We start from the raw sequence: 26,366 nt of genomic DNA, 5'->3' as shown, positions 1-26,366 counted from the left end.
CGGTGCCTGCCCCGAATCTCCACATCCGCGTCGCTCCCGTCGCCGACATCCCGTCCGTGCTGCTCTACGAGATCCTCCGACTGCGCGTCGAGGTCTTCGTGGTCGAGCAGCGCGCGGCGTATCCGGAGATCGACGGCCGCGACATCGAGCCCGGCGCGCTGCTGCTGTGGGCGAGCGACGACGACGGTGTGCTGGGCACCGCGCGGCTGCTTCACGACCAGGATGGTGTCGCCCGCATCGGCAGGGTGGCCACCGCCCCGCGGGGTCGTGGTGCCGGCATCGGCGCGGCGCTCATGCGGCGAGCACTGGAGCTGCGCGGCGAGGGCCCGACCGTGCTCGATGCGCAGGAACACCTCGCCGGCTGGTACGGACGATTCGGCTTCACCGTCAGCGGCCCGGCATTCGTGGAGGACGACATCCCGCACGTGCCCATGCGCCGGGAGCGCTGAGCCGGCACGCCCGGTGGATCATGAGGCGGCCATGGCGGCGAGCACCACGTGGGCGACCTCGGGCTTCACGATGTCGCTGTGGCTGGAGATGACCGAATCGGCGCGGAGGTTGTAGACGCGGCCACGCTGGAAGTCGTAGCTCTCCGACACGGGGGCGAGTCTGCCCTTCACGGCCTCCGGGGTGAACTGCGCCCCGTTGCTCCCGAGCCCGCCGAAACGGTCCCGCGCGTCGCCCAGCCCGGCGGAGTCGCTGCCGGAGATCTTGGATGCCAGCGGGTAGGCGAGTCCGACGGCCTTGTCGTTCCGGGTGTGGCTGACCACGATCGGACCGGAGATCAGCCGGCGCGCGACGATGCGGCGGAAGTCGCCGTTGCCGCCCTTGCCGTCGAAGTTCTCCGCGAATCCGTTGTGCGAGAACGCCGCCTGCAGCAGGACCAGCGAGCTGGGGGAGAAGCCCGCTCGTTCGTCCGGGCCCGCCGTGGCCGCCGTGACCAGCCTCGCCCCGAAGCTGTGGCCGAGCAGGTGGACGCGGAGGTCGGGATGCTGCCCTGCGATCTCGCGGAGGAGCGTGTTGACGCCGCGCTGGCCGACCGTCCCGGCGCGCTGCTTCATCGAGAAGAAGGTGGCGTAGTTGAGCAGGTTGCCCGCGGCCGCCTTCATCCCGCTGAGGAACTCGCCGAGGCCCGCGGCGCCCCCCGCGTCGTCCACGCCGACCCTGGCGGCTCCGCCCAGGTCGTCGAACGGCTCGTCCCCGGACTCGTCCGCCGGGAACTCAGCCTCGAGGTCGATCGGCTTGGCGAGCCGCTCCATCAAGTCGGAGCCGGGCAGGGCGAAGAACGTGTCCGACGCGTCCTCGTCCGCAGCCTCCCTCGCGTCGTCGGGAAGCGGCTCGTGGGAGACGGCGGAGCGGACCAGGTCGGCGAACTCGCGCTGCGCCCGAGGGCTGTCCTCCAGCTTGGGAAGCAGCGCCTTCGCCGACTCCAGGGCCGCGACCTGTTCCGGCTCGTCGAAGACCTCCTGCAGCTGGTCGATCTGCCGCAGGATCGCATCGTCCGTCACGGCGCTCCCGAGGCCCGCGGCGCCGCTCGCGGTGATCTCCATGTCGGCGAACTTCTTCGACGGCCAGAGCACCCCGAGCACGGTGATGCGCCGTGGTGCGCCCGCGATCCGTCTGGCGCTCACCGCGGCCCTGAGCTCGCGGAGCAGGCCGTCGTAGAGCCCGCGCGCGTCGCGCATGTCGTTGTTCCAGCCGTGGGCCAGGACCAGGAGGTCCTCGCCGTCGGACGTCGCCAGATGCCGCTGCAGCGCCTCGGCCTCCTCGCGGTCGTGGACGTCGCCGGTCTTCGTGAACTGCACTTCGAAATACGGGAACCCCGACTTCTCGGCCATCGCTCTTCTCCTCTCAGACGGATTGGATCGCACGCATCAGGTCCACGAGCCCATAGCCCTGGAAGTTCCGGTCCCGTTTCAGGTCGGTCGCCGTGGACAGGAAGATGTGCTTCACCTCGTCGGTCTTGCCCACGAACTCGTGCCGGACAGAGAGGAACGCGGCGATGACGCCGGAGACGTGCGGCGCCGCCATGCTCGTGCCGCTGTCCTCGACGTACTCGCACTCCTCGACGTGGGCGGAGGTCATCGCCGCCGCCTTCGGCGCGCCGGCGGCGCAGGACATGATCTTCTCGCCCGGCGCGACGAGGTCGGGCTTCATGCGCCCGTCGCCCGTCGGTCCCTTCGACGAGAAGTAGGAGACGCCGTAGACATGGGGCATCTCCCGGTGCGTCGAACCGACCGTGATCGCCCGGTCGGCGTTCCCCGGGTCGTTGATGGTGAGATCCAGTCCGGCGGCGACCGCACCCTTCGACTGGTCCCGGTTGTAGCCATAGCCAGTGTTGCCCGCCGCGACCACGACGATCACCCCCGACCGGACGAGCAGATCGACCTCCACGCACAGCGGACTCTGCCCGCAGGCGAACCATTCCGGCTGGAACTCGTATCCGACACTGAGGTTCACTCCGTGGATCTGGATGTTGCGGCCGTACGCGTTCACGCGCTGCACCTCCTGCAGCGCCGCGACGATGCGGCTGACCCGCCCGACCCCCTTCTCGTCGAGCACCTTCAGACTGACCAGCTTGCACTTCGGAGCCATCCCCGTGATGGAGGTGAGCTCCAGCGGGACGTACGTGGTCTCGCCATCTTCGTCCCGGCGCTTCGCCATCGCGTGGATGTGCTCCACGGTCGGGATCGACGAGCCCGTGGACGCGCCCCCGCTCCCCGCGGCCGGTGCCGAGCCCTCGGTGTAGGTGGCGCCCGCGATGATGCCGGCGACGTGGGTGCCGTGCCCGAAATCGTCGGTCAGCGCCGTTCCCTCGTCGCCGGTTTCCCCTGTGTCCGCCCGCCCCGTGAAGTCGTGGTGACGAAGGGGCTGCTTGAGCTTCAGATTCTCATAGGTCGCGAAGTGCGGGTGCGTCGCATCGATCCCGGAATCGACGACCGCCCAGACGATGCCCTCCCCGAACGCGGAGAAGGAGACCCGTGCGGCGTCCGCCTTGACCGTGCTGACCGACTTGTCGGTGAGCTTCCGCACCTCGAAGTCCGGCCAGATCCGGAAGATCGCGCCCCGCTTGACGCGCCTCGGCCCCTCCCGGTGATGCTCCCGATCGAACCGCGCCAGGGTGCTGATCACGTGCGGCTCGAGCTGCGCCACCACGTACTGGTTGCCGACCGGACTGACCCGGTCGATGCCTTGCGCTTCCTTGTCGACGCCGTCCTTCGCGATCGCCTCCTCGATCAGCCGGACGACCTGCTCACGGGCCTCCTCACGCCCATCCGGATACTCCAGGTTCAGGTCGATCATCACGTCGAGGATCGGCGGGGTGTAGTCCTCCTGGGTGCGCGCGGCCTCCGCTTCGTGCTTGATCACCTGGAGCAGGGGGATGGCGATCGTCGTGCTGTCCAGCACTTCTGGGGTGAACCGATCACCCCTCGTCGCGTCGGAGTCGGGCAGCGGGCTCACGGACTCGCGATCCGGCGCCGTGCCGGCAGGATCCGGATCCCGCGATGGGCCGGCCGGGGGCAGCTCAGTCATGTGTCGCTCCGCGCATGAGAGAACGACCGGCGGCGGGCGATACCGAGCGCCGGTCGCGGATGAAGTCGTAGCGGACGCCCGACTCGTCGTCGTTCAGGACGAGGACCACGCCGAATCGACGCGTCCAATCTTCGGTGATCAGGAAGTACCGGCCTCCGGACCGCTCCAGCAGGCGCAGGCCGCTGTACCGGAACCGGTAGCCCGTCTCGCCTTCGGCCTCCGCCGTCTCGACCCCGGGGGCGTCGAGGTTCAGCGGCTCCACGCTGTGGATCACGACCCCGGGCAGCGTCCGCACCCTGGACTCAAGGCCACGCGCGAGCTGCGTCCCTTCCACCATCGCGTAGTTCGTGGCTGCGGTGAACAGCGCCACGGCGATGAGCGCGGCCGTGGAGACCCGGAGGATGGACTCCGTTCCGGCCGCCAGCGGAATGGCGCCGGGGAGCGCACCACGCAGATGGAACGCGTAGAGCATGAGCAGGAGGCCGGCCGCCGCGAGCAGCGGGAAGCCGATGTAGGCGGCGGTCGGCCACCACCAGCGCGCCAGCCATCCGAGCACCGGGAGCAGAACGACGCTGAGGGGGAGCAGCCGGGTGAACCAGCGATAGACCGGGTCCTTCACCCCGCGCCGTCGGAGCCGCACTGAGAGCCAGCGATCGAGCGCCACCCAGAGCACCCCGAACACCGCCATGACGATCAGGAGCACCAGCACCGCCCGGACACTCCGCAGCACGTACTCCTGCGTCGTCATGCCGAGGAGGCTTTCATCGATGCCCAGCTCTCGCGCCTGCACCTCACTGCGCACCCAGCCGAAGTAGACCAGCAGGGCGGTCAGGACACCGACGTTCCCGACCGCGACCACGATGCTCCGGAGCAGGTCGCCGCGATCCTTCTCGCCGGACTCCGGCGTTCGCGCGCTCCCGGGGAGCTCGGTGCCCGGGGCGTGGGCGACGGTGTCCTTGGCAGGCGGCTCCGGCGGCTCGACGGGCCGTCGCCGTGCGTCGGGAGCCTTTCGCCGCCAGAACATGGGTGGTCAGGACACCGATTGTGTCTCGGTGTCGGGAACGATGTCGCCGCCGCCGCCGCCGTCGGTGTCGGCGCCATCGTTCTCTCCGTCCTCGCCCTCGGTGCCCTGCTCGCCCTCGGTGTCTTGCTCGCCTTCGGTGCCCTCCTCGCCTTCGGTGCCCTGGTCGCCCTCCGGACTGCCGTCCGGATCCGGGTCGGTCTCACCGTCGGGCCCGGGCACCGGCTCCGGCGGGACACTCTCGTCCACGTGCAGGGTGAGGGGATCGTCGATGAAGGTCTCGCCTGTCTCGCTCTCACCCTCGCGGAACGGTGGAGCGGTGCCCTCGCCGCACTGGAAGTCCTCCGGCGGGCGCTGCTCGAGAACGCTTTGCACCACTTTGTGAAGCACGCAGAACGCCCAGTCGTCTGGCGTGAGGCCCGCCGTCCCGAGCGCCTCCGCGTGTCCGGATAACTCTCTGGCGGAATCGATGTCGCCTTCGCAGAGCCGGACGCCAGCGGCGAACAGCAGCACGTTCCGGGGGCTCTCGAAGTTGTACGTCGGTGCGTAGTCGGGGGAGACGAACTCTGCGCCTTCCGCACAGCTGCTGGACAGGGCGATGTAGGCGGACCCCTCCGCGCCCTGGTGCTGCTCACCCACGCTGGTATCGCTCGCCGGAAGGCCCCACTCGTACTCGACCTGCCCGTTCCCGCCGGACCCGTCGTCGTCCGGGCCGTCGGAGCCGCCGGAGTCGTCGGTTCCGCCGGAGTCGTCGTCCGGACCGTTCTCGCCGTCGGATCCGCCGCCGGTCTGGGATCCGTCGGTCTGGGATCCGTCGGTCTGGGCGTCGTCCTCGCCGAACGGGCTTCCGGGATTCCCGCAGCCGGTCAGGATCAGGGCGAGCGCGAGTGCCGTCCCGGGCAGCCACCCGGCGACGTGTCGGAACGCCGTCTCGGAAGTACGCATTCTTGCCCCCTGGTGGATCTCGGTTCCACCTGGTATTGCAAACGATCCTCCCCGGGAACCCGGGTGTCAACCTCCGGTTGAACCCGCCGCGGAGGCACGACTCAGCCGGTCCCTGGGAACCGGGCGACCCACCCGATCGCCGCCTTGGCGAGCTCCGGCGGCACGACGTGCCCGCCGTCGAACTCCCGGTAGTCGACCGTATGGCCCTCCTGGCGGAGCGCCGGCACGATGAGCCGGCTGCAGCGCTCGATCGGCAGCACCGGGTCGGCGATGCCGTGCGACACGAAGAACCGCGGTGCGCCGTTCGGTGGCCCGGGCACCACGAACCCGGGGGAGAACGCGAGGACCGAGCCGAAGAGGTCGCCGTTCACGCGGCCGATCGAGAGCGCGTACGAGGCCCCGTCGGAGAAGCCCCCGACGGCCATCCGCCGACGATCCACCGGAACGAGTTCGAAGACGCTGCGGAGGAGCCGGTCGAGCTCTGCCACGTCGGGCCCGAAGCCCCCGAGCACGGCGTCCCACGTGTACCCCGATGACTTCGGCAGCAGCACGGCGGCTCCGGCCTCGTCCGCCTGGTCCTCGACGATCCGCAGCGTGCGAACCGGGTCGGATCCGGAGCCGTGGAGCATCACGATCAGCGGCAGGTCTCGCTCCGCCGGCACACTCTGCGCGGTCGCCTCGACGCTGTTTCCGGCCGCCGGCGGAGTGGACGGGAGAACCAGCAGATGCCGCCGTCCTGTGGACCCCTCGAGAGCGTGGACGCCGGCCGCCCATCGGTGGGCCGGGCGGCGGCTCGCCGGTGACGTCAGGCGCCCGAGGCGGTGGTCCGGCCGGTGCTGCATCTCCTGCTCCTTCCGGCGATCCGGACGCCTCGCCCGACGCCGATGGAGCCGGCGCGCATACCGGCTCCTGGCACGCGTCGGACTCGCCGCAAGCATGTCCTAGCCGTTTGCTCGACGCCGTGTCGCCGTTTCGCAGCAGTTCACCCAGTTCCGCCTGAACAAAGGGCACCACGGCAAACAAGTGAACGACGGGTCACTTTTCAGGTAAACATTCGATTACATTTCAACCCTCGTTGTCAATGGGTTTGATTCGTTCGTTCGCGAAACCTACACTGACCCGTGGCAGCGCTAGCAGCACTGCTTCCTCCAATCAACGAAGAATGGGTTCACAACGTGGTTATGACACTCTCACCCCGGCGGAAGCGGCTGCTTTCGCTCACAGCAACGGCCTCGGGAGCCGCCCTCCTGCTCAGTGGGTGCGGCGCCCTCAACCAGGGTGGCAACAGCAGCAACAAGCTCTCGGTGTGGCACCAGTTCACGGAGTCGACCGATGGCGACATCGACGGCATGAGCTGGACCATCAAGGAGTTCAACGAGGCGCACCCGGACATGAAGTTCGAGAACCGCACCATCGCGAACGACGAGGCCAACACCGTCATCCGCACCGGGCTGTCCGGCGACAACCCGCCCACGGTTCTGCAGTACGAGGGGTACAAGCAGACCGAGGACTACGCCGAGTCGGGCGCCCTGCTCGACATCACCGACTGGTGGGAAGAGAACAAGCAGCACTTCGCCGCCGGGGAGAGTCAGGCCGCGAAGGACGCCTGCGAGTGGGACGGCAAGATGTGGTGCATCCCGTGGAATGTGGACACCAGCCAGCAGCTGTACGTGAACCCCGCGCTCGTCGAGGAGCACGACCTCGTGATGCCGGAGACCATCGACCAGCTGAAGGAGAACGCCGCGAAGCTGGAGGGCACCGGCGTCGCCCCGGTGTCGCTCTACGCGGGCGACGGCTGGCCCGCTGCTCACTGGTGGTTCCTGCTGACGATCCAGCGCTGTGGCATCGACACCATCCTCGCCGCCGCCGCGCAGGATGGCGCCGCTTGGGATGACGAGTGCTTCCTGCAGTCGGCGACCGACCTCTACGAGCTCGGCGAGGCCGGCGTCTTCCCTGAAGGCGTCGCGGGATCCGACTACAACTCCATGATGCAGCTGTACCTGTCCGGCGACGCCGCCTTCATGAACACCGGCTCCTGGTTCAACTCGACGCTCACGGACACCCCTCCCGGGGACTTCGAGCCGGAGGCCATGCCGTTCCCGCAGGTCGACCCGGAGAACCCCTCCAACCAGATCCTCGGCGGATTCACCAACGTCTTCGCGGTTCCCGCCAACAGCGGAAACACCGAGGCCGGTCTCGAGTTCCTGACCTGGATGAGCAACCCCGAGAACGGCGCCGGCAAGGCGTTCGCCCGCGGCGGCCTCATCAACATGCTGAACGGATCCGACGAGGAGATGGAGCAGCCCGTCAAGGCCGCGTACGAGACCGTCGCGGCCGCCGTCGGCGAGGCCGGCAACAACGTGATCGCGTACTTCGAGAACCTCGTTCCGCCGGCAGTCGGCGAGGACCAGATGTACAACGGATCCGCATCGCTCGCCGCCAACACGATGCAGCCGGAGGAGTTCGTCAAGAACCTTCAGACCGCGGCCGCTGCGGCGGTCGGCCAGTAGTACCAGCGTCGGCCCACCGGGCCGGCCAGTAACACCGCACGTTCACGGTGGGCGCGAGTCGCAGTCCGGCTCGCGCCCACCCTCGGCCGCTATCCGCGCCGCCTTCCATTTCCGATTCGTCACCCTCAGAGCAGAGAGCGTGAGGCATGTCCACCACTGTTACGTCCACCGAAACGCGAGAGGATACGTCGCCACTGTCCGGGCACGTTCCGACCGCCCGGGAGGTGAAGAAGGCGAAGAAGCTCCAGGCCGGTGGGTCACGGCTCGGCGCGACCGCCTTCATCCTTCCCGCCTACTTCTTCTACGCAGGCTTCCTCCTGGTGCCGCTGCTGCTCACCTTCCTGCTCAGCTTCACCAGCTGGAACGGCGTCGGCTACAACAACATCCCGCTCGCCGGATGGGCCAACTACATGCGTTTGGCCATCGACCCGGTCTTCATGACCTCGCTGTGGAACAACGGGGTGTTCCTTGCCACCTCGATGGTCCTCAAGATCGGGCTCGCGTTCGCGCTTGCGCTGATGCTCCGGCGTGAATTCCCTCTTGCCGGCTTCTTCCGTGCCACCTTCATCATCCCGTCGATCCTCTCGATGATCGTCGTCGGCGTCATCCTCAAGTTCCTGTTCCACCCCAGCAACGGCATCATCAACCCGCTGCTGCAGTCGGTCGGACTTGGTCAGTTCGTCGGTGCGTGGCTCGGGGACCCGAGCCGGGCGCTGCCCATCCTGATCGGCCTCGAGCTCTGGCTCGGCTTCGGGCTGTCGCTCTTCGTCTTCCTCGCCGCGATGTCCTCCCTTCCGCAGGACGTGTTCGAGGCTGCGAGGGTCGACGGCGCGAAGCCGTGGCAGGAGACCTGGTACGTGACGATCCCGCTGCTCGCACCCACCTTCCGGCTGGTTGCGCTGCTGGTCGCCATCGACAGCCTGAAGGTGTTCGGCACGGTCTACGTCGCCACATCGGGCGGGCCGAACCATGCCACCGAGGTGGTCGCGACATGGGCGTTCTTCCAGGCGTTCACCGCCAACCAGGTCGGCTACGGAAGCGCCATCATGTCGGTGTTGATCGTCGCCACACTCATTCTCGCCGTGTTCTACGCGCGATCCATTCACAAGCACCAGAAGGAGGCTGAGCGGCGATGACCGCAGAAGCCGTGCAACCGAAGGTCCACGCCGTGGACCGCAGGAACCTGATCGGCGTCGTGCTCCGCAGGACGGTGCTCTACCTGTTCCTCGGGTTCCTGACCCTCACGATCATCCTGCCGGTGAGCTGGATGATCATCACGTCGCTGCGGGACAACACGTCGGCGCTCGTCGACCCGTTCGGGTTCGGCGGCACCTACGGCATCCAGAACTACATCGCCCTGTTCGAGCGCGGCGACGTGTTCAACTGGCTCCGCAGCAGCGTGGTCGTGAACATCCTCAGTGTCGCGCTCATCGGCGTGCTGTCGGCGCTCGGCGGGTACGGGTTCTCCGCGTACAACTTCCGCGGCAAGAGCTTCCTGTTCGGCCTCCTCATCATCGGCCTCACCATCCCGGCACAGGCTCTCGTCGTCGCGGGGTACCGCTGGGTGTCGCTCCTCGACATCGACAACACCTACCTGGCGCTGGTGTGCACCTACGGCGGGTGGGTGTCGTTCGGGATCCTGATCATGCGCAACTTCTTCGACTCCATACCGAAGGAGCTGCGTGAGGCGGCGATCATGGACGGCGCATCCCAGTGGCGCATCTTCCGTCAGATCTACCTGCCGCTCGGGCAGGCGCCGATGGCGACGGTGCTCATCTTCAGCGCGGTGTGGGTCTGGAACGACTTCATCTACCCGCTGGTGTACCTGCAGGACCAGGAGAACTACACGCTGCCGATCGGTGTGCTGCAGTTCACCGGTCGCACGGTCAACGAGATCGCGACGCAGATGGGCGTGCTCACCTTCGCCACCGCGCTGCCGCTGATCCTCTACCTGGCCTTCCGCAAGCAGTTCATGCGGGGCCTCATGGACGGCGCCGTCAAGGGCTGATCCGAGGGGCGAACGCAGGGCGCCACCGAGCCACGCGAAGTCGCGGCCGGTGGGCGCTTCGTCGCGCTGCGACCGTGCCAGGGAGCGCGGGAGCCGGCCGGGTGGACGCGGCGTTATGAACGCGGCCCGACGGCGAGCGCGGCGCTGCCGTCGCCGGGGTTCCGGCCGTCGTCGTCGCCGCGGTCGCTCGCGCTCTTCAGGTCGCTGTCGGCGGTGCCGTCGGAGTCGCCTTCGAGCCCGACCACCAGGCCGTTGGTCTGGTCGAACGGTTCGGCGATCGCGTCGTCGCCGGAGTCGCGGGAATCGTCGTTGATCATGCTTCCAAGCTAGCGTCGCCGAAGCCGGACGACGCCGGTCATCAGCGAACTCGCGGTCCGCATCCAGCCGGCTGCGCCAGGCCGCAACCAAGAAGAACCCGACCGGGAACAAATCCCGGCCGGGTTCTTCCGCGGGGTCCGCTCAGCCGGCGAGGAGGGCGACGTCGTCGCTGAAATCAGCCAGGTCCGACGATGTCAGTCCGGAGGTTGCGAGGCCGTGGAGGTGCCGCCAGGCGGCTCTGTGAGCGGTCTCCCACTTGGTCTCCAGCAGGTTCGACCCGTCGGGGCCGGAAACGTGCACACGGCCCGGGATCGCGGTCTCGGGTGCCGGCACACCCAGCTCGACCACGTGCTGCGCCTTCACGCAGCGCAGGCTCGCCGACTCCGGCACGGAGTCGGTCCGCACGGCAGTGAGGCTGGCGCGGGCGCCGTTCCCGAACTCCGCGAGCGCGGCGTACCCGTGCTCGCTCGTGCGGACGAACCGGAAGCGCCGCACCGGTGCGACGGCCGCCCGGATCAGCGACAGCTGATCGAGCAGCACTCGGTCCCAGTCCGAGCCGGTGGCCGCGTAGGTTCGCGCCTCCAGGAGCATGCGGTCATCGAAGACCGCGGCGAACGCGCTTGCGCTGTTCTGCACGGCCGGGTTGTACGTCCACATCGCGTCGATCACGACCGGGACGTTCCGGGCGCTGGAGATCTCGAGGAGTGACTGCACGTCGGCGGGGACGGGGCGCACGACGAGCACACCCCGGGCGCCGCCGTCGATCGCCTGCGCTGCCTCAGTCGGCCAGCCGGCGGCCCCGTCGATCGCGACGAGGTCGGCGGTGTCGCGCTCACCGGAATCCGCGGCGGGGTGCAGGGAGACGGGCAGCGCGGCGATCACCTGGGCGACGCGGCCCGAACGATTCGCGGCGTCGGACGCCGTGACACTGAGCTGGGTGGTCATGCGATGACCTCTGCTTCCTTCTCCTTGATGGCGGTCTGGCGCGCTGCCTCGGCGGCCTTGTCGGCGATCTCCAGGGCGAACGTGAGGTCGTGGATCAGTTCCGTCACATCGAGCGGCTCCACCCTTCCGGCGGCGAGGTCGGCGAGGAAGCGCCACTCGCCCTCGTAGCCGTTTCTCGGCGTCGGCCCGAACACCCGGGTCTCGCCGTTGCGGCGGATCGTCGCCGTGCCCGAGCCGGCTTGCACGTACGACGGCATGAAGTCGATCCGCACCGACACGTCGTCGGCGATGGCCTCGACGTACCACTCGGGGATCCAGCTCTGGTTCGAGGTGGCGACGACCTCCACGTTGCGGTCGCCGATCCGGAGGTTCACGAAGTAGCCGGACGGGTCGGGCACGATCGAGGAGAGCAGCTCGACGTCCCGGAAATCCGGGCAGAACGTCCGCACCAGGGGCAGGTCATGGATGGCGAGCCCCATGATGCTGCCGAAGACCATGCCATGCGCGGTGTCCGGATCGCGGCGGTCAGCCGACCCGCGAGCCGGACGATTGACGACCTCGGTGGCGAAGTCCTCGAAGCGGGGGTTCGGCGGCAGGATGATCGAGTAGCGGACGGTGTGCACCTTCTCGAGCAGGTCGCCCCAGTTCTCCCTGGCGGCGATCCAGGCCGGGTCGAACGTGTGCATGGCGCCGACGATGATCGGCACCCCGGTCTCCTGTGAGACGGCCGCGATCTGCTCAGCCTCCTCCTGGCTCATGGCGAACGGCTTCTCGCAGAGGATGGCCTTCTTGCCGGCGCGGCAGGCGGCGATGACCTGCTCGGCGTGGAAGTGGTGCGGGCTGCAGATGGCGACGATCTGCACCTCCTCGTCTGCGAGGAGCTCCTCGACGCTCGTCGTCCACGCCGCGCCGACGCGGCCGGCGACGGAGCTGGCGACGTCGGCGTCGACGTCCATCACCCGGGCAACGGAGAATACGTCCTCCAGGCGGGCGAGCGTCGGGAGGTGGATGGCTTGGGTCACCGGCCCAGCGCCGAGAATTCCCACCCCCAGGGTCTTGGTGCTCATTCGTACTCCTTCATTGGAAACGCGCCGGAACGTGCCGAGGCCGTGGCGAAAACCTACCCGATCTTGGCCGGAATTGGAAACGGGTATGTACTATTGGAGCATCCACTCCGGGAAGTCTGCAATCATGGCTGGCCGGATCCCGGGAAGGGCGGCGCCGCCTGGCGCTTCGCCCCGAGAATGCCCATTCGAAGAAGAAAGAGCAAAGCGTTGAGAGCAGCCGCAATCACAGCTCCCGGGAGGATCGAAGTCCTCGATCAGCCTCGACCCGTCGCCAGCGGCGACCTGGTCGTCGTGGAGGTTCTGATCGCCCCAATGTGCACCGAGTTCAAGAACCGCAAGGCCGGTCAGGTGTCCGACGTCGTCGGGCATGAGGCAACCGGCATCGTGGTCGACGCGGGCAGCTCGCGCCTGGTCTCGGAAGGCGACCGGGTGGTGGTCATGCCGCACCACGGGTGCGGGAAGTGCGTGTACTGCACCTCCGGAGATCACATGCACTGCATGGATCAGCGCGACGTCCTGGCCGAGACGGGCCAGGAGTATGGCACCGCCACCTATGCGCAGTACCTGCTGAAGCCGGACTGGCTGCTGGCGAAGATCCCGGACGACATCTCCCTGGAGCACGCCGCCATGGCGACCTGCGGCTTCGGGCCGACCTTCGCCTCGCTGCAGCGGATGAACGTCGATGCCCTCGACACCCTGATCGTGTCGGGTCTCGGACCCGTCGGCCAGGGCGCAGTGATCCAGGGCGCCGTCCGCGGAGCGCGGGTGTTCGGCATCGAGACCCACCCGTACCGCACCGAGCTCGCCTACAAGCTCGGCGCGGAGCGCGTCTTCAACCCGATGACGGAGGACGTCGTCGAGGAGATCCGGGCGCTCACCGGGGGGATGGGGGCCGACGCCACCATCGAGACGAGCGGAGCGCCGGGTGCGCCCCGCGCAGCGGCGCTCGCGACCCGCCGCCGGGGCCAGGTGTGCTTCATCACCTGGAACGACATCGAACTGCCGAACCTGGTGCCGCTCGGCCTCACCATCCACGGCATCTGGCACTGGAACCACCTCACCATGGCGGCGAAGATGTGGGAATCGATCCGCAAGGCCGGCGACCGAATCGACACCCTCATCACCCATTCCATGCCGCTCGAGGACGTTTCTGACGCCATGGACATCCAGGACACCGGTGCCTGCGGCAAGATCTACCTCCTCCCGCACACCGGCCAGACCGCCGAGTAGCCCTCGCGCAATACGACAGAGATCGGAAACAGACACGTATGACCTTCAAACTCTCCTTCATGGGCGCGAATCTCGTGGCCCAGCAGCTCGACTGGAACATGACCGAGGGCTGGAATCAGGGCGACACCGCCGCCAATGAGCACTACCGCCCGATCGAGACGTTCGAGGAGCGCTTCGACGCCTTCGTCGCGTCCGCGGTCGAACTCGGCTTCGACACCGTCGACGTGTGGCACCCGCAGCTGAACTACGCATGGGCGACCGACGAGCACATCGAGGCGGCGCAGCGCGTCCTCGCGAAGCACGGCGTGACCGTCGCGAGCTACGGCAGCTACTACGGCGACACCCCGGACGAGGTCCGCTCCGCCGCCCGGGTGGCGAAAGCGCTCGGCACCCGGATCCTCGGCGGCCAGACCAAGGTGCTCTCCACCGACCGTGCGGCCCTGCTCGACGTGCTCGAGGAGACCGACACCGTGCTGGCGTTCGAGAACCACCCGCAGAAGAGCGCCCAGGAGCTGCTCGACCAGATCGGCGCCGACTCCGGTGGGCGGATCGGTGCTGCGGTCGACACCGGCTGGTTCGGCACGCAGGGCTTCGACGCCGCGCAAGCCATCCGCGAGCTCGGGTCGCGCGTCCTCTACGTGCACCTGAAGGACATCCGCGCGGCCGGCGCGCACGATACCTGCGCCCTCGGCGACGGCATCGTGCCGGTGCGCGAGTGCCTCACGGCGCTGGAGGAGATCGGCTACACCGGCACCATCAGCATCGAGCACGAGCCGGAGCACTACAACCCCTACCCGGAGGTCGAGCTCAGCCGCCGCCGCGTGCTCGAGTGGATGGGTCAGGCGTAGCCATGGCGGAGCCATCGCCGGCCGCGGAGTTCCCGGCCCAGCCGACCGCCATCGTCACCGGTGCGGCGTCTCCGCGCGGCATCGGCCGGGCCACCGCCCACCGCCTCGCCCGCGACGGGTGGGCGGTGGCCGTGGTCGACCTCGGCCAGGACGCATCCGAGGCCGTCGCCCGCGAGGTCGCCGAGCAGCACGGCGTGCCGACCCTCGGGCTCGGCGTCGACATCACCGACCGTGATGCGGCGTTCGCCGCGGTCGAGCGGGTCGACCGCGAGCTCCCGCAGCTCGTCGGCCTGGTCAACAACGCCGGCGTCAGCTCGCCGGTGCCGTTCCTCGAGGTGACGCCGGAGGAGTGGCGGCGGGTGTTCGAGGTGAATGTGCACGGCACCTTCCACATGACGCAGGCCGCTGCCGCCGTCATGGCGAGTCACCACCTGGGCCGGATCGTCAACGTCTCCTCCGTCTCGGCGGAGCGCGGCGGTGGCGTCTACGGACGCGCGGCGTACTCCGGCGCGAAGGCGGCCCTGCTCGGCATCGCGCGGACGCTCGCCCGCGAGCTGGGTCCGCACGGCATCACGGCCAACTCGGTGGCGCCGGGCTCGATCGACACCGACATCATGGGCGGCACGCTGAGCGAGGCGCGCAAAGCGGAGCTGGTGAGCGACCTCCTGGTCGGACGGATCGGAACGGTCGACGACGTCGCCGCGGTGATCAACTTCCTCCTCAGCCGGGAGGGCGGGTACGTGACGGGAGCCACCTACGACGTCAACGGCGGCCTTCACATCGCATGATGCTGCAGCTGGTCGACGCGACTCCGGCCGAGCGCGTAGCCGTCGCGCTTCGGCAGTGCGTGGCGCCGCAGGTAGTCGCGGTTCGTCGCGCAGACGCTGAGCCCATCGCCGCCGTAGTGCTCCGTCGAGAGAAGGCCCTGGAAGCCGACGGACACCGCGAATCGGACCGCGGCGCGGTAGTCGATGACGCCGAGCTCGAGCGGGGCCGGCACGGCGGTGTAGAAACCGGTGGCGACGTCCTCGTCCCGGAAGTAGTTCTTCACATGCCAGAAGTTGGCATAGGGGAGCGTCTTCTCGACGAGCTCGCGCCACGGCTCGACAGGACGGTGCAGGCGCACCAGATTGCCGATGTCCGGATTCAGTCCGACGTTCGGCAGGCCGATCTGCTCGACCAGCCGCACCGACGAGTCGGCGGTGCCGAGATAGGTGTCCTCGTACATCTCCAGCGACAGCAGCAGGCCGAGCTCCGCCGCATGCCTGCCGAGCTCGCGGAGCCTCGTCGCCGCCAGGTCCCACGACTCGGCGTCCTCGGGAAGATCGCGGTGACCCTCGACGGTCCAGAACCACAGCTGCCGCTGCTGCGCCTCGGTGAGCGGCTGGTGCAGCCCGACGGAGACGAGCGAGCAGCCGAGCTCCGCGGCGGCCTCGAGGGTACGGTGGCTGTACGCGAGATTCGCCTCGCCGCGCTCACGGTCGATGACGCTGTGACGGACCGCGGAGATCGCCGAAATACGCACACCGGCATCGCCGGCCGCGACGGCGAGCTCCCTCAGGCGGGACGGTCCGAGGTCCCCCGGCTGAAGCCAGGTGTCCGTCAAATCGATCCCGTCGAATCCGGCGTCCGCGACCTCGAGCAGCGATGCCGCCCACGTCTCCGCCGGCGCGTCCTGGGCGCGGACGCCCCTCGCGTCGGCGCCCGGCAGCGGCAGGGTCGCCGCCACGATCGGCCAGGTCTCGGCGGTCAAGGCCATCGTCGTCTCCTCGCGGTGCCGGTAGCGATACCATCTGCGCTGCCCAGCGACTGTAGCGCACCCTCCGAACTCCGCCGTCCGGGTTGCCCGGGCCGATCGGCGGCAATAGCCTCGGCCATTGGGCCGATTCCACCTCGCAGAGAACCCTCGAAAGGCCAGCATGAGCTCTCCCGATAGTCCCTCCAGCCGCCGCGCCCTCGTCGTCCGGGGAGGCTGGGAGGGACACCAGCCGGTCGAGACGACAGAGGCGTTTCTTCCGTTCCTCGAGTCCAACGGGTTCGAGGTCCGGGTGGAGGACGTGCCCCCGGGGGAGACGCCGGCCGTCTACGCCGACGCCGACTATCTGCCGAGCGTCGACCTCATCGTCCAGACGAACACGATGAACGCCATCGAGCCGGATCAGCTGAAGGGGCTGGTGGGTGCGGTCGAGGCCGGCGCCGGCCTCGCCGGCTGGCACGGCGGCATCGCGGACTCGTATCGCAACAGCTCGGACTACCTGCACTTCATCGGAGGGCAATTCGCCTCGCATCCGGGCAAGGCGCCGGAGGAGCGGACGGGCGAGCAGGCGGACAACTACATGCCGCACACGATCAACATCACCGAGGCGGGCCGGAAGCACCCGATCACCTCCGGGCTCGACGACTTCGAGCTGGTCACCGAGCAGTACTGGGTGCTGCACGACGACTACCTCGACGTGCTGGCCACCACCACGCAGGCGGTTCGTCCCTGGGACCCGTGGAAGCGTCCGGTCACCTCGCCCGCCATCTGGACGCGCCAGTGGGGCAAGGGGCGTATCTTCGTGTCGACGCCCGGCCACCGGGTCGAGATCGTCGAGGACCCGAACGTGCGGACGGTCATCGAACGCGGCCTGCTCTGGGCCGCCCGCTGAGCGGTCCGCCTGGAACACCACCACCCGGCGGCCGACGCCAGGCCGCATCTGAACGAAGGAGTATGAGATGCCCAATCGGGAGCTGAACGTCGCCATGGTCGGCTACGGGTTCATGGGCGCGGCCCACTCACAGGGCTGGCGCACCGCCCCGCGGTTCTTCGAGCTGCCGATCACCCCGCGGATGAAGACGATCGTCGGCCGCGACGCGGCCAAGGTCGAGGCCGCCCGGCAGCAGTTCGGCTGGGAGGAGTCCGAGACGGACTGGACCAAGCTGATCGAGCGCGACGACATCCACCTCATCGACGTCTGCACCCCCGGAGACACCCACGCGGACATCGCCATCGCCGCGCTGCAGGCGGGGAAGCACGTGATCTGCGAGAAGCCGCTGGCGAACACCGTCGAGGAGGCGGAGCGCATGGCGACCGCGGCCGAGGAGGCCGCCCGGAACGGCGTGTACGCGATGGTCGGCTTCAGCTACCGCCGGGTCCCGGCGCTGATCTTCGCCCGGCAGCTGGTGCGCGAGGGCCGGATCGGCGATCTCCGGCAGGTGCGCGCGGCGTACCTCCAGGACTGGCTGTCCGACGCAGAAGGCCCGATGACCTGGCGCCTCGACAAGTCGAAGGCGGGCTCCGGTTCGCTCGGCGACATCGGCGCCCACGCGGTCGACGCCGTGCAGTTCATCACCGGACAGACGGTGGAGTCCGTGAGCGGTGTGCTCGAGACCCTGGTCAAGCAGCGCCCGCTGCTCGGCGAGCAGGTGGGTCTCGGCGGCACGGCGTCGGACGAGCGCGGCGAGGTGACCGTCGACGACGTCGCGCTCTTCCTCGGGCGGCTGAGCGGCGGAGCACTGGGCACGTTCGAGGCCACTCGCTACGCGTTGGGCCGCAAGAACGCGCTGCGCCTCGAGTTCAACGGGTCCAAGGGGTCGATCGCCTTCGACCTGGAGCGCATGAACGAGCTCGAGTTCTACGACGGCACCGACGCCGCGGGGGAGCAGGGCTTCCGCCGCATCCTGGTCACCGAGCCGGAGCACCCCTTCGTGGCGAAGTGGTGGCCCACCGGGCACGGACTCGGCTGGGAGCACTCGTTCACTCATCAGGTCGTCGACTTCATGAACGGCGTCGACTCGGGCACCCAGCCGGAGCCGTCGTTCGCCGAAGGTGCGCAGGTGCAGCGGGTGCTCGGTGCGGTGGAGCGCAGCTCCGAGTCCGGCAGCACCTGGGTTTCGACGAAGTAGCAGAAAGGTAAGGGATAAGGAACATGGCACGACCCATCACACTGTTCACCGGCCAGTGGGCCGACCTGCCGTTCGAGGAGGTGGCCCGCCTCGCAGGCGAGTGGGGCTACGACGGCCTGGAGATCGCCAGCTGGGGCGACCACCTCGACCCGAACCGGGCCGCCACCGACGACGACTACGTCGCCGACCGGCTCGCGATCCTCGAGAAGAACAACCTCAAGGTGTTCGCCATCTCGAATCACCTCAAGGGCCAGGCGGTCTGCGATGACCCGATCGACCAGCGCCACCGCGACATCCTGCCGGACAGCGTGTGGGGTGACGGCGACCCTGAGGGCGTGCGTCAGCGCGCGGCCGAGGAGATGAAGAACACGGCCCGCGCGGCCGCGCGGCTCGGGGCCAAGACGGTGACCGGATTCACGGGGTCGTCGATCTGGAAGTACGTCGCCATGTTCCCGCCGGTCTCCGCCGAGCTGGTCGACGCCGGATATCAGGACTTCGCGGACCGGTGGAACCCGATCCTCGACGTCTTCGAGGAGGTCGGCGTGCGCTTCGCGCTGGAACCGCACCCAAGCGAGATCGCCTACGACTACTGGACCACCAAGCGCACCCTCGAGGCGATCGGGCACCGCGCGTCGTTCGGCATCAACTGGGACCCGAGCCACATGGTCTGGCAGGACCTCGACCCGGTCGGGTTCCTCTGGGACTTCCAGGACCACATCTTCCACGTGCACTGCAAGGACACGAAGAAGCGTCTCAACGGCAGGAACGGCCGGCTGTCCTCGCACCTGGCCTGGGCCGACCCGCGGCGGGGCTGGGACTTCATCAGCACCGGTCACGGCGACGTGCCATGGGAGGACGCGTTCCGGATGCTGAACGCCATCGGCTACGACGGCCCGCTGTCGGTCGAGTGGGAGGACGCGGGAATGGACCGCCTCGTCGGCGCGCCCGAGGCGCTCGGATTCGTGCGGAAGTTCGCCTTCGACGCACCGACCGCAGCCTTCGACGCGGCCTTCGCCGTCGACCGCTAGCCGTCGAGTCCACTCGCCGGGGCTGGTCCGCCGGACCGCCCCGGCCGATGACCCACGCCGGTCGCACCGGCAGACCCCTGAACCAGAAGGAACGACACAGCATGAGATACCTCGCCGAAGTGGCCCCGCAGACCGTCAGGGTGGCGCAGTCGGCGGCGCCCGCGCTCCCCGATGGGCACGTTCGCGTGCAGGTCGCCTTCGCCGGCGTCTGCCACTCCGACACCGCCAGGGTGAAGCAGGGGCGCGGGCCCTTCCCGGCGCGCATCGGCCATGAGGTGTCCGGGACGGTGACGGAGAGCACGGATCCGGCCGTGCCGGCGGGCGCACGCGTGGTCGCATACGTCGAGGACGGGTACGCGACCGAGCTGATCGTGCCGGCTTGGCGGACGGTTCCCCTGCACCCGGACTGCTCGTTCGAGGACGCCGCGCTGGCGGAGCCGCTGGCCTGTGTCATCGGCGGCATCGAGATGCTCGACCTGGCGCACGAGCCGGAGGTCGTGATCGTCGGCGCAGGCTTCATGGGGCTGATGGCGCTGCGCCTGCTCGTGGCGGGCGGTCACCGCGTCGTGGTGATCGAACCACGGGAGGTCGCGCGGGAGCTGGCGGTCAAATGGGGCGCGGAGCGGGTGCTCGCCCCCGACGACGTGACGCCGGACATGATGCAGGCGTCGTCGGTCGTGGTCGAGGCCACCGGGGCGGCAGGCGGTCTGCAGCTCGCAAGCGACCTCACCAAGATCGCCGGCACCCTCGGCGTCATGGGCTACCACCAGTCGAACGGCGGCAAGCGCACCATCGACATGGAGAGCTGGAACTACCGCGCGCTCAAAGTGCTGAGCCTGCATCACCGCGACCCGCACGACGTGCTGCGCTGGATCGACCGTGCGCAGCGGCTGAGCGCCCACGGGTTCCTGCGCCCGTCGGAGCTCGTCGACACCACCGTGACGCTGGACGAGCTGCCGGCCGTCTTCGCCGGTGAGACCAGCTACAGCGCCATCAAGACGCTGCTGGATGTGACCGGCGAACCCGCAGAGCGCGGCGCGTAGGCTCGAAGCTTCAGGAAGGATCCACAATGCCGACAACCCCGCTGAGCCTGCTGGTCTGGAACGAGAACGTGCACGAGTCGCGCGGCGACGAGACCGTCACCCGCATCTATCCGGACGGCATCCACGGCGCGATCGCAGCCGGCCTGCGCGAGCACTTCCCGCAGGCGGACGTGAGCACGGCGACCCTCGCAGAGGAGGAGCACGGGCTGAGCGAGGAGGTGCTCGCCGGAACCGACGTGCTGCTGTGGTGGGGTCACGTCGCCCACGCCGACGTGAGCGACGAGGTCGTGGAGCGGGTGAAGCGACACGTGCTCGGCGGGATGGGGCTCCTGGTGCTGCACTCCGGTCACTTCTCGAAGATCTTCAAGAGCCTTCTCGGCACGACGTGCTCGCTGCTCTGGAGGAACGAGGGGGAGCGGGAGCTCGTGTGGAACGTGAACCCCGGCCACCCGATCGCGGAGGGGATCCCGCATCCGATCGTCATCCCGGAGCAGGAGATGTATGGCGAACTGTTCGACATCCCCGCCCCGGACGATCTCGTCTTCATCAGCTCCTTCACCGGCGGCGAGGTGTTCCGCTCCGGCGTCACGTTCACCCGTGGTCGTGGCCGGATCTTCTACTTCAGCCCGGGCGACCAGGAGTACCCCGTCTACCACCAGGCCGAGATCCGGAAGGTGCTGGCCAACGGTGTGAAGTGGGCGGCGCCGGCGACCCGTGACCGGGCCGTCCCCGGCGTCGGCAATCCCGCACGGGAGTGGTTCGCGAGCTGATCCGGAGGTCGCCGTGGAGCGGGTGCCTAGCCGCCGACGCCGCCTGCTGTCCTGGCTGCCGAGCATTCTCCTCGTCACCCTGATGGCCGTGGCGGGATTCGTGACCGTCGCGATCAACAACTCGTGGTGGGTGGACCCGAATCCCGTCGCCGGCGCGGACCAGACCGCGCCCGGCGGCTCGAGCATCTTCACCGGCGCCGGGGTGGACTACCTCAGCCGGACGGGTCTCGTGGTGATCCGTATGGACTCGGGCGCCGCGCTGCCCGCAGAGCAATTGGGACTCGAGCCTGACGGCGAGCGATCGATCGCCAGCGAACGGCCGTTGCGCGTGCAGGTGTTCGGGCCCGACGGCGCGCTCGTGGTGCAGGATGCGAGACAGGTGACGCTCTCCACCGAGGCAGGCGAGCTGATCCGGGTCGATGTGGTCGTCCCGGTGGGCGGGAACTTCACCTCCGCCCATGCCCAGCTCACCCAGGTCGCCGACCTGTACGGGTGGAGCGCCGAGGAGCTCGAGACGATGCTCGATGAGATCGGCGCGGCGAAGCGCGACGATCCGGACAGTCCCGCGACGGCCAGCGTCGGCCCGGGCGGCGAGGTGGGGCTCGCGGTCACCGCGACCCTGCTCGCCGACCGCGGTGCGGAGATCACCTACACGGCCGAGCGTCTGCCCTGAGGATCACGCGGTGAGGGTGAGCACCGCGTGGGCGCCGAGGACGACCGCGGTGGCCGTCGCGCCGAGGGCGAAGAGCGAAATGATGGTGTCGATGCGACGGGCCATTGGGAACTCCTGAAAACGTCGAGAGATGAGTGATCTTCTCTGAGTCCGGTAGCCCGGCTGACCCGCGCGTGGGTCCCGTGGCTTTGCGTCCCCGGCTCACGCCGGGTTTGCCGTTTTCGGTGAGCGGTCCCCAGACTACGGCATCCGTTCGCCTGGTCGGAATGTGGTCCCGAGGTCGGTATACTGCGCTCCTGCAGCGGGACGCCCCATCAGGAAGCCCTGCGCGAAGTCGCACCCGAGGATCCGCAGGCGCTCCAGGACCGCCTGCTCCTCGACGCCCTCGGCCACACACGTCATGCCGAACCGGTGCGCCAGATTCACCGTCGCCGCCACGAGCGCCTCGTCGCGGGAGGACTGCAGCATGCCCGCGACGAACTGCGGAACGATCTTCAGCTGCGAGGCGGGCAGGTACCGCAGGTACGACAGCGAGGAATAGCCGGTGCCGAAGTCGTCGATGCAGATTCCCACACCGATCTCGTGGAGCAGGCGCACCGTCTCGGCGAGCGCCGTCGACTCGGCGATCATGCTGGATTCCGTCATCTCGAGCAGCAGCCGCCTCGGCTCCAGGCGATGCTTGGCGAGGAGGCCGGAGACCGAGTCGGGCAGGAGCGAGCTCTGCAGCTGGACGGGGGAGACGTTCACCGAGACGGTGAAGTCCTCGCGGACCCGGCCTTCGGCGATCCACACAGCCGCCTGACGGAGGGCGTCGTCGAGCACCCGAAGGCCGAGGGGCTCGATCAGCCCGTTCGCCTCGGCCGCCGGGATGAACCGGTTCGGCGGGATCCTGCCGTGCCCCGGCCGGTCCCAGCGCACCAGCGCCTCCACCCCGGCGAGCGATGCATCCGCCACCCGATGGATCGGTTGATAGTGCACGACGAACTCGCCGCGCTCGAGGCCGAGCCGCATCGGCTGCTCGAGGTCGATCCTCGGCTCCGGCAGCAGGGCAGAGGCGGGACCGCTGCCGTCCCTGGCGCGCTGCTTCGCCGCGTACATGGCAGCGTCGGCCTCGCGGAGCAGGTCGTGCGCACCCCCGCCGGCGCGGGGTGTCGCGATCCCGATCGACGCGCCGACGTCGACAGTCCGGCCGTCAAGCTGGATCTCCGTCCCGATGGACGCCGCGATGCGATCGGCGATCAGCTCGGCCTCCGCAGAACCGGCGTTCTCGCAGAGCACCACGAACTCGTCGCCGCCGATGCGGGCGACCGTGTCCTGAGCTCGGGTCTGGCCGAGGATCCGCTCCGCCGTGGTGACGAGGAGGGTGTCGCCGGCGTCATGGCCGAGCGTGTCGTTCACCTGCTTGAAGCCGTCGAGGTCGATGAACAGCAGCGCGAGCGGCTGCCCGCGGTGATGCCGCTTGATCGCCTGGTCCAGCCGGTCCATCAGCAACCGGCGGTTCGGCAGCCCGGTGAGCGCGTCGCGCAGTGCGAGCTCGGCCAGCTTCGTCTCCGCCCGGCGCAGGAGCGATCCCTCCAGGTCTCTGGCCAGCTCCTCGGCGTCGCGCTCCCGGCCGTCCCACGGCAGCGACTGGCCCGTGACGCTCTGTGTCCACTGCGAAAAAGAGTTGCGGGGAGAGAACGGCGTGAGCCGGTTCGCCGGCGTCTGGTCCCCGAGCCAGTTGACCGTGCGGACCACCTCCGGGCGGTACCAGGCGAGGAAATCGCCGCCGGAGCTGAGGGGTGTGACGACGAGTCCGGCGACTCCCGGCAGCAGGTCGGCGACCTCCGGGAGATCGGTGACGAGCTGCGCCGTGACGATGGGTCGGCCGGCAGTGAGGGCGCGGAGCCGGCGGGCGAAGTTCGACCGGGTCACGGCGACCGGCACGTCCCCCACGGACACGCACCGGCCATCGACGCACACCGTGGCGCCGTCGGCCGGGAGCACGTCGAGCACGGTGGCGGGCCCGTCCGTGAGCGCCTGCGCCAGATCGTCACGCCGGCCGGCGTGCTCGAGCAGCCGTGCACGAACCGACCTGGCGGCATCGCGGCGGCCGAGCCGGCCGATCTCGGCCATGGCGCCGAGCTGCAGCGACACCTGGCCGGCGAGGATCTCGTAGCCCTGCCGCGCTGCGTAGCCGATCCGCTTCGGAGTGCGGTGCGCGCAGGTGACCATGCCGACGAGTTCACCGGCGACGATCAGGGAGAGCGAGAACGTCGCTCCCTGGCCCATGTTGCGCATGAACTGCAGGTGGTGGCGGGAGACGCTCCGGAGCTCGGCAAGGCCCAGGTCGAGCGGCTGCCCGGTCCGCGGGTTCACCTCCGGCACGAGCTCCGCTGTTCCGGAGTCCGTCGACACGATCACCCGGGAGAGCTTGCCCAGGTACAGCTGCCGTGCCTGCGCCGGGATGTCGCTGGCCGGGAAGTGCAGGCCGAGATAGGGCTCCATCTCCTCGGCGCGCTCCTCGGCGACCACCTCGCCGTGGCCGTCCGGGTGGAAGGCGTACACCATCACCCGGTCGAAGCCGGTCAGCATGCGGAGCTCGCGCGCGGTCTCCTCCCGAAGCCGGTCGATGCTGTCCGCGGCGGAGAGCCGCTGGATGGCGCCGTAGATCGCTGCCGTCGACGGGTCGGCGCCCAGCGGCAGCACCGGCTCGAACTCGACCGCCACGGTTCCGTCGACGGGGTGCACGATCACGTCGAACGGCCGGCCGTGCATCTGCACGGTCAGCGGATTCGCGATGGCCCGGTCGCCGTCACGCAGCGACTCGAATCGCTGGTGCGCCTCCGGCTCGAGGAGGTCCGCCAGCGGACGGCCGATCAACGCTGCCGCCTCGACGCCCAGCACCTCTGCGGAGCTGCTGCTCGCCTGGAGGATCTCCGCGCCGTCAGGGTCGACGGTCAGCAGGACCCCGTGCGGCTGGATGCTGCCGGGCGTCCGAATCGGCTCGCGCGAGCACTCCTCGAGACGTTCCCGCTCCCCGGCGGGCAGGTCGGACTGAGGCGGGGTAGTCGGGCGCACCCGTTCACCTTGCCACGATCCCGCTGACCGTGCGCCGGGCGTGCGCCGGGCAGCCGCCCCTGGTTCCGCCAGGCGCGCGGCCTACCGCAGCGAGCGCTGCTGAAGCTTCTTGCCGGCCAGGACGAGGATCACGCCGCCGAAGGTGAGCAAGGCATACAGGACGAACAGGCCGATCGACGACGTGCCGACCGCCAGGAGGATCGCACCGGCGGCGAACAGGGCGAGCCCAGCCACCTGCATCACCCTGGTTCCCGGAATCGCCGTCATCGTTCGCCCCTCCGGCCGCTCGTCGGGTGAGCGTCGAGGCGAGTCTGGGGCATCCTGCGGCGCATCCGGGCGCACGAAACGCCGCGGATTCCGCGACCTGCGGAATCCGCGGCGTGACCGCTCGGCGTCGGCGGTCTAGTCCCGCGCGTCCCAGTCGGTGAGCGCGAACACCGCGACGAGCGCAACGAGCGTCCCGATCCAGAGTGCGCGGGCCTTCGGCTCCCGCGCCACGCCGGTGGCGAGCGGCACGGCGAGCTGCGCCGGCACCGCCGCCGCGTCGATGGTGCGGTGCACATGCCAGGGGATGAGCTGCTTGGCCGCGAGCGGCTGATTGCTGAGCGCGGTGACGCCGGCCTGCGCCGCGGCGAACCCGTTGAACGTGATCGCCGACTTCCGGCTCAGCTTGAGCGCCCATGGCGCGGCGAGCAGAAGGGCCGACATGCCGTAGTCGATCGCCCCGTGCATCGCGGGCGTGATGGGCTTTCTCACTGCGGTTCCTCTCAGGTCGTCAAGGGCGGGGTCGTGAACAGCCGGCTCAGGCGCCGAGGCCGGCCTTGTCCACCTTGCGGTGGTAGCGGACCCCCACGATTCCGCCGAGAATCGCTCCGCCGAGACTCGCGAGCGCGATCACCACCGCGGTGATGATGCCGGCGACCCCCAGGTCACCCTCGTTCACCGGAATCCGCGGGAAGGCGTTGAGCTGCTGGAGCACGTTGAACTGAGCGCCGAGCACCCCGCCGATCACGGCCACCACGATGGCGATGATCAGCGCCCAGAGCCACACGGCGAGGCCCTGCTTCGCGCCGCTGAATCGCGCCATCCGGCCGGCGACGTAGCCTCCGCAGTAGTACGCCACCACCACGATGAGGAGGGCCAGGATGATCCCCGCGATGCCGATCGCGCCGGCCGCCTGCGGGTCCACGTCGTCCGGCTCGGTGACGCCGGTTCCGAGGCCGACGGCTGCACCGGTGCCGGCCACGAATGCCGTGAGCAGCACGGCCATGCCGACCGCCGTGAGCCAGCCGAAGAAGGCTGCCCCGATCTTCACGCCTCCGTAGGCTTCCTTCTCGCGGGCCACCACCTCACGCCGCACGTTCGGATCCGCGTCGTGCACGCCGTCGACCGGAGCCGCATGGCGGCCCTCGTCGATGCGCTCTGTGGGTGCCGCGTCGCGCGCGTCGTTCCTGTCGCCGCTTGCTGTCGACATGACTTCC

26 protein-coding genes and 1 riboswitch are annotated in these 26,366 nt (G+C 69.2%); of the genes, 13 read left to right on the top strand and 13 right to left on the bottom strand.

What is annotated here, in order from left to right; all coding sequences use genetic code 11:
* Window positions 1-2: 2 nt before the first annotated feature.
* A complete protein-coding gene (locus ACFFGH_RS10075) occupies window positions 3-449 on the top strand; it encodes a GNAT family N-acetyltransferase (RefSeq protein WP_386667813.1) in 447 nt (148 codons plus the stop codon).
* Window positions 450-467: 18 nt separating this feature from the next.
* On the opposite strand, the gene ACFFGH_RS10070 is transcribed toward ACFFGH_RS10075, so the two are convergent.
* From ACFFGH_RS10070 to ACFFGH_RS10050, 5 genes are all read right to left on the bottom strand, one after another.
* On the bottom strand, window positions 468-1,838 hold the full coding sequence (locus ACFFGH_RS10070) for a hypothetical protein (protein WP_386667811.1): 1,371 nt from the start codon (window positions 1,836-1,838) through the stop codon (window positions 468-470).
* Between the two features lie 13 nt (window positions 1,839-1,851).
* Window positions 1,852-3,534 (bottom strand): S8 family peptidase, encoded by a 1,683-nt coding sequence (locus ACFFGH_RS10065; RefSeq protein ID WP_386667809.1) that lies wholly within the window; start codon window positions 3,532-3,534, stop codon window positions 1,852-1,854.
* A complete protein-coding gene (locus ACFFGH_RS10060; RefSeq protein ID WP_386667807.1) occupies window positions 3,527-4,558 on the bottom strand; it encodes a hypothetical protein in 1,032 nt (343 codons plus the stop codon). The genes ACFFGH_RS10065 and ACFFGH_RS10060 overlap by 8 nt, the downstream gene beginning before the upstream one ends.
* A 6-nt stretch (window positions 4,559-4,564) precedes the next feature.
* Window positions 4,565-5,500 carry a hypothetical protein gene (locus ACFFGH_RS10055; RefSeq protein WP_386667806.1) on the bottom strand — a complete coding sequence of 312 codons (936 nt, stop codon included), beginning with the start codon at window positions 5,498-5,500 and terminating at the stop codon, window positions 4,565-4,567.
* Between the two features lie 101 nt (window positions 5,501-5,601).
* Window positions 5,602-6,342, bottom strand: a complete 741-nt coding sequence (locus tag ACFFGH_RS10050; RefSeq protein ID WP_386667804.1) for an alpha/beta hydrolase — start codon at window positions 6,340-6,342, stop codon at window positions 5,602-5,604.
* A gap of 339 nt (window positions 6,343-6,681) precedes the next feature.
* Here ACFFGH_RS10050 and ACFFGH_RS10045 point away from each other — a divergent pair, with 339 nt between their 5' ends.
* The 3 genes from ACFFGH_RS10045 (at window position 6,682) to ACFFGH_RS10035 (ending at window position 10,018) form a co-directional block, all read left to right on the top strand.
* Window positions 6,682-8,010 carry an ABC transporter substrate-binding protein gene (locus ACFFGH_RS10045; protein WP_386667803.1) on the top strand — a complete coding sequence of 443 codons (1,329 nt, stop codon included), beginning with the start codon at window positions 6,682-6,684 and terminating at the stop codon, window positions 8,008-8,010.
* 146 nt (window positions 8,011-8,156) lie between these two features.
* Window positions 8,157-9,146, top strand: a complete 990-nt coding sequence (locus tag ACFFGH_RS10040) for a carbohydrate ABC transporter permease (protein ID WP_386667801.1) — start codon at window positions 8,157-8,159, stop codon at window positions 9,144-9,146.
* Window positions 9,143-10,018 carry a carbohydrate ABC transporter permease gene (locus ACFFGH_RS10035; protein WP_386667800.1) on the top strand — a complete coding sequence of 292 codons (876 nt, stop codon included), beginning with the start codon at window positions 9,143-9,145 and terminating at the stop codon, window positions 10,016-10,018. The genes ACFFGH_RS10040 and ACFFGH_RS10035 overlap by 4 nt, the downstream gene beginning before the upstream one ends.
* A gap of 113 nt (window positions 10,019-10,131) precedes the next feature.
* On the opposite strand, the gene ACFFGH_RS10030 is transcribed toward ACFFGH_RS10035, so the two are convergent.
* The 3 genes from ACFFGH_RS10030 to ACFFGH_RS10020 all read right to left on the bottom strand — a co-directional run bounded on the left by ACFFGH_RS10030 (window position 10,132) and on the right by ACFFGH_RS10020 (window position 12,348).
* The gene (locus ACFFGH_RS10030; RefSeq protein WP_386667798.1) at window positions 10,132-10,335 is read right to left on the bottom strand and encodes a hypothetical protein; all 204 of its coding nucleotides are present in this window, start codon (window positions 10,333-10,335) and stop codon (window positions 10,132-10,134) included.
* Between the two features lie 142 nt (window positions 10,336-10,477).
* The gene (locus ACFFGH_RS10025) at window positions 10,478-11,281 is read right to left on the bottom strand and encodes a hypothetical protein (RefSeq protein WP_386667796.1); all 804 of its coding nucleotides are present in this window, start codon (window positions 11,279-11,281) and stop codon (window positions 10,478-10,480) included.
* Window positions 11,278-12,348: a Gfo/Idh/MocA family protein gene (locus ACFFGH_RS10020; RefSeq protein WP_386667795.1), complete on the bottom strand. Its 1,071-nt coding sequence runs from the start codon at window positions 12,346-12,348 to the stop codon at window positions 11,278-11,280. The genes ACFFGH_RS10025 and ACFFGH_RS10020 overlap by 4 nt, the downstream gene beginning before the upstream one ends.
* A gap of 207 nt (window positions 12,349-12,555) precedes the next feature.
* On the opposite strand from ACFFGH_RS10020, the gene ACFFGH_RS10015 reads away from it, so the two are divergent.
* From ACFFGH_RS10015 to ACFFGH_RS10005, 3 genes are read left to right on the top strand one after another with little or no spacing between them, the layout of a single operon-like run.
* On the top strand, window positions 12,556-13,578 hold the full coding sequence (locus tag ACFFGH_RS10015; RefSeq protein WP_386667793.1) for a zinc-dependent alcohol dehydrogenase: 1,023 nt from the start codon (window positions 12,556-12,558) through the stop codon (window positions 13,576-13,578).
* A 38-nt stretch (window positions 13,579-13,616) separates the two neighbouring features.
* Window positions 13,617-14,426: a sugar phosphate isomerase/epimerase family protein gene (locus ACFFGH_RS10010; RefSeq protein ID WP_386667791.1), complete on the top strand. Its 810-nt coding sequence runs from the start codon at window positions 13,617-13,619 to the stop codon at window positions 14,424-14,426.
* 2 nt (window positions 14,427-14,428) lie between these two features.
* Complete coding sequence (locus ACFFGH_RS10005) at window positions 14,429-15,214, top strand: SDR family NAD(P)-dependent oxidoreductase (protein WP_386667789.1); 786 nt, start codon at window positions 14,429-14,431, stop codon at window positions 15,212-15,214.
* On the opposite strand, the gene ACFFGH_RS10000 is transcribed toward ACFFGH_RS10005, so the two are convergent.
* A complete protein-coding gene (locus ACFFGH_RS10000; RefSeq protein ID WP_386667787.1) occupies window positions 15,202-16,185 on the bottom strand; it encodes a sugar phosphate isomerase/epimerase family protein in 984 nt (327 codons plus the stop codon). The genes ACFFGH_RS10005 and ACFFGH_RS10000 overlap by 13 nt on opposite strands.
* Window positions 16,186-16,345: 160 nt before the next feature.
* On the opposite strand from ACFFGH_RS10000, the gene ACFFGH_RS09995 reads away from it, so the two are divergent.
* The 6 genes from ACFFGH_RS09995 to ACFFGH_RS09970 all read left to right on the top strand — a co-directional run bounded on the left by ACFFGH_RS09995 (window position 16,346) and on the right by ACFFGH_RS09970 (window position 21,825).
* Window positions 16,346-17,074: a ThuA domain-containing protein gene (locus tag ACFFGH_RS09995; protein ID WP_386667785.1), complete on the top strand. Its 729-nt coding sequence runs from the start codon at window positions 16,346-16,348 to the stop codon at window positions 17,072-17,074.
* Window positions 17,075-17,141: 67 nt separating this feature from the next.
* Window positions 17,142-18,311: a Gfo/Idh/MocA family protein gene (locus tag ACFFGH_RS09990; protein WP_386667783.1), complete on the top strand. Its 1,170-nt coding sequence runs from the start codon at window positions 17,142-17,144 to the stop codon at window positions 18,309-18,311.
* Between the two features lie 23 nt (window positions 18,312-18,334).
* A complete protein-coding gene (locus tag ACFFGH_RS09985) occupies window positions 18,335-19,339 on the top strand; it encodes a sugar phosphate isomerase/epimerase family protein (protein WP_386667782.1) in 1,005 nt (334 codons plus the stop codon).
* Between the two features lie 101 nt (window positions 19,340-19,440).
* Complete coding sequence (locus tag ACFFGH_RS09980) at window positions 19,441-20,382, top strand: zinc-binding dehydrogenase (protein ID WP_386667780.1); 942 nt, start codon at window positions 19,441-19,443, stop codon at window positions 20,380-20,382.
* A gap of 26 nt (window positions 20,383-20,408) precedes the next feature.
* On the top strand, window positions 20,409-21,152 hold the full coding sequence (locus tag ACFFGH_RS09975) for a ThuA domain-containing protein (protein WP_386667778.1): 744 nt from the start codon (window positions 20,409-20,411) through the stop codon (window positions 21,150-21,152).
* A gap of 13 nt (window positions 21,153-21,165) precedes the next feature.
* Window positions 21,166-21,825, top strand: a complete 660-nt coding sequence (locus tag ACFFGH_RS09970) for a hypothetical protein (RefSeq protein ID WP_386667776.1) — start codon at window positions 21,166-21,168, stop codon at window positions 21,823-21,825.
* Window positions 21,826-21,974: 149 nt separating this feature from the next.
* Window positions 21,975-22,052, bottom strand: a riboswitch (cyclic di-GMP riboswitch).
* 13 nt (window positions 22,053-22,065) lie between these two features.
* On the opposite strand, the gene ACFFGH_RS09965 is transcribed toward ACFFGH_RS09970, so the two are convergent.
* The 4 genes from ACFFGH_RS09965 to ACFFGH_RS09950 form a co-directional block, all read right to left on the bottom strand.
* A complete protein-coding gene (locus tag ACFFGH_RS09965; RefSeq protein WP_386667774.1) occupies window positions 22,066-24,885 on the bottom strand; it encodes a bifunctional diguanylate cyclase/phosphodiesterase in 2,820 nt (939 codons plus the stop codon).
* A gap of 81 nt (window positions 24,886-24,966) precedes the next feature.
* Window positions 24,967-25,152, bottom strand: coding sequence for a hypothetical protein (locus tag ACFFGH_RS09960; RefSeq protein WP_386667772.1), 186 nt, complete (start codon window positions 25,150-25,152; stop codon window positions 24,967-24,969).
* 135 nt (window positions 25,153-25,287) lie between these two features.
* The gene (locus ACFFGH_RS09955; RefSeq protein ID WP_386667770.1) at window positions 25,288-25,641 is read right to left on the bottom strand and encodes a hypothetical protein; all 354 of its coding nucleotides are present in this window, start codon (window positions 25,639-25,641) and stop codon (window positions 25,288-25,290) included.
* Window positions 25,642-25,687: 46 nt separating this feature from the next.
* The gene (locus ACFFGH_RS09950; protein ID WP_386667769.1) at window positions 25,688-26,359 is read right to left on the bottom strand and encodes a hypothetical protein; all 672 of its coding nucleotides are present in this window, start codon (window positions 26,357-26,359) and stop codon (window positions 25,688-25,690) included.
* Window positions 26,360-26,366: the final 7 nt, after the last annotated feature.

Source organism: Lysobacter korlensis, from assembly GCF_042434515.1.
Note: the sequence above shows the minus strand (reverse complement) of the source record. Positions and strands in the feature narration are given on the sequence as shown.

What these genes read in the sequence shown, in the direction of transcription:
- ACFFGH_RS10070 (WP_386667811.1), bottom strand. Translation starts at nt 1,838, where the DNA reads ATGGCCGAGAAGTCGGGGTTCCCGTATTTCGAAGTGCAGTTCACGAAG.
- ACFFGH_RS10065 (WP_386667809.1), bottom strand. Translation starts at nt 3,534, where the DNA reads ATGACTGAGCTGCCCCCGGCCGGCCCATCGCGGGATCCGGATCCTGCC.
- ACFFGH_RS10060 (WP_386667807.1), bottom strand. Translation starts at nt 4,558, where the DNA reads ATGTTCTGGCGGCGAAAGGCTCCCGACGCACGGCGACGGCCCGTCGAG.
- ACFFGH_RS10055 (WP_386667806.1), bottom strand. Translation starts at nt 5,500, where the DNA reads ATGCGTACTTCCGAGACGGCGTTCCGACACGTCGCCGGGTGGCTGCCC.
- ACFFGH_RS10050 (WP_386667804.1), bottom strand. Translation starts at nt 6,342, where the DNA reads ATGCAGCACCGGCCGGACCACCGCCTCGGGCGCCTGACGTCACCGGCG.
- ACFFGH_RS10045 (WP_386667803.1), top strand. Translation starts at nt 6,682, where the DNA reads ATGACACTCTCACCCCGGCGGAAGCGGCTGCTTTCGCTCACAGCAACG.
- ACFFGH_RS10040 (WP_386667801.1), top strand. Translation starts at nt 8,157, where the DNA reads ATGTCCACCACTGTTACGTCCACCGAAACGCGAGAGGATACGTCGCCA.
- ACFFGH_RS10035 (WP_386667800.1), top strand. Translation starts at nt 9,143, where the DNA reads ATGACCGCAGAAGCCGTGCAACCGAAGGTCCACGCCGTGGACCGCAGG.
- ACFFGH_RS10030 (WP_386667798.1), bottom strand. Translation starts at nt 10,335, where the DNA reads ATGATCAACGACGATTCCCGCGACTCCGGCGACGACGCGATCGCCGAA.
- ACFFGH_RS10025 (WP_386667796.1), bottom strand. Translation starts at nt 11,281, where the DNA reads ATGACCACCCAGCTCAGTGTCACGGCGTCCGACGCCGCGAATCGTTCG.
- ACFFGH_RS10020 (WP_386667795.1), bottom strand. Translation starts at nt 12,348, where the DNA reads ATGAGCACCAAGACCCTGGGGGTGGGAATTCTCGGCGCTGGGCCGGTG.
- ACFFGH_RS10010 (WP_386667791.1), top strand. Translation starts at nt 13,617, where the DNA reads ATGACCTTCAAACTCTCCTTCATGGGCGCGAATCTCGTGGCCCAGCAG.
- ACFFGH_RS10005 (WP_386667789.1), top strand. Translation starts at nt 14,429, where the DNA reads ATGGCGGAGCCATCGCCGGCCGCGGAGTTCCCGGCCCAGCCGACCGCC.
- ACFFGH_RS10000 (WP_386667787.1), bottom strand. Translation starts at nt 16,185, where the DNA reads ATGGCCTTGACCGCCGAGACCTGGCCGATCGTGGCGGCGACCCTGCCG.
- ACFFGH_RS09995 (WP_386667785.1), top strand. Translation starts at nt 16,346, where the DNA reads ATGAGCTCTCCCGATAGTCCCTCCAGCCGCCGCGCCCTCGTCGTCCGG.
- ACFFGH_RS09990 (WP_386667783.1), top strand. Translation starts at nt 17,142, where the DNA reads ATGCCCAATCGGGAGCTGAACGTCGCCATGGTCGGCTACGGGTTCATG.
- ACFFGH_RS09985 (WP_386667782.1), top strand. Translation starts at nt 18,335, where the DNA reads ATGGCACGACCCATCACACTGTTCACCGGCCAGTGGGCCGACCTGCCG.
- ACFFGH_RS09980 (WP_386667780.1), top strand. Translation starts at nt 19,441, where the DNA reads ATGAGATACCTCGCCGAAGTGGCCCCGCAGACCGTCAGGGTGGCGCAG.
- ACFFGH_RS09975 (WP_386667778.1), top strand. Translation starts at nt 20,409, where the DNA reads ATGCCGACAACCCCGCTGAGCCTGCTGGTCTGGAACGAGAACGTGCAC.
- ACFFGH_RS09960 (WP_386667772.1), bottom strand. Translation starts at nt 25,152, where the DNA reads ATGACGGCGATTCCGGGAACCAGGGTGATGCAGGTGGCTGGGCTCGCC.
- ACFFGH_RS09950 (WP_386667769.1), bottom strand. Translation starts at nt 26,359, where the DNA reads ATGTCGACAGCAAGCGGCGACAGGAACGACGCGCGCGACGCGGCACCC.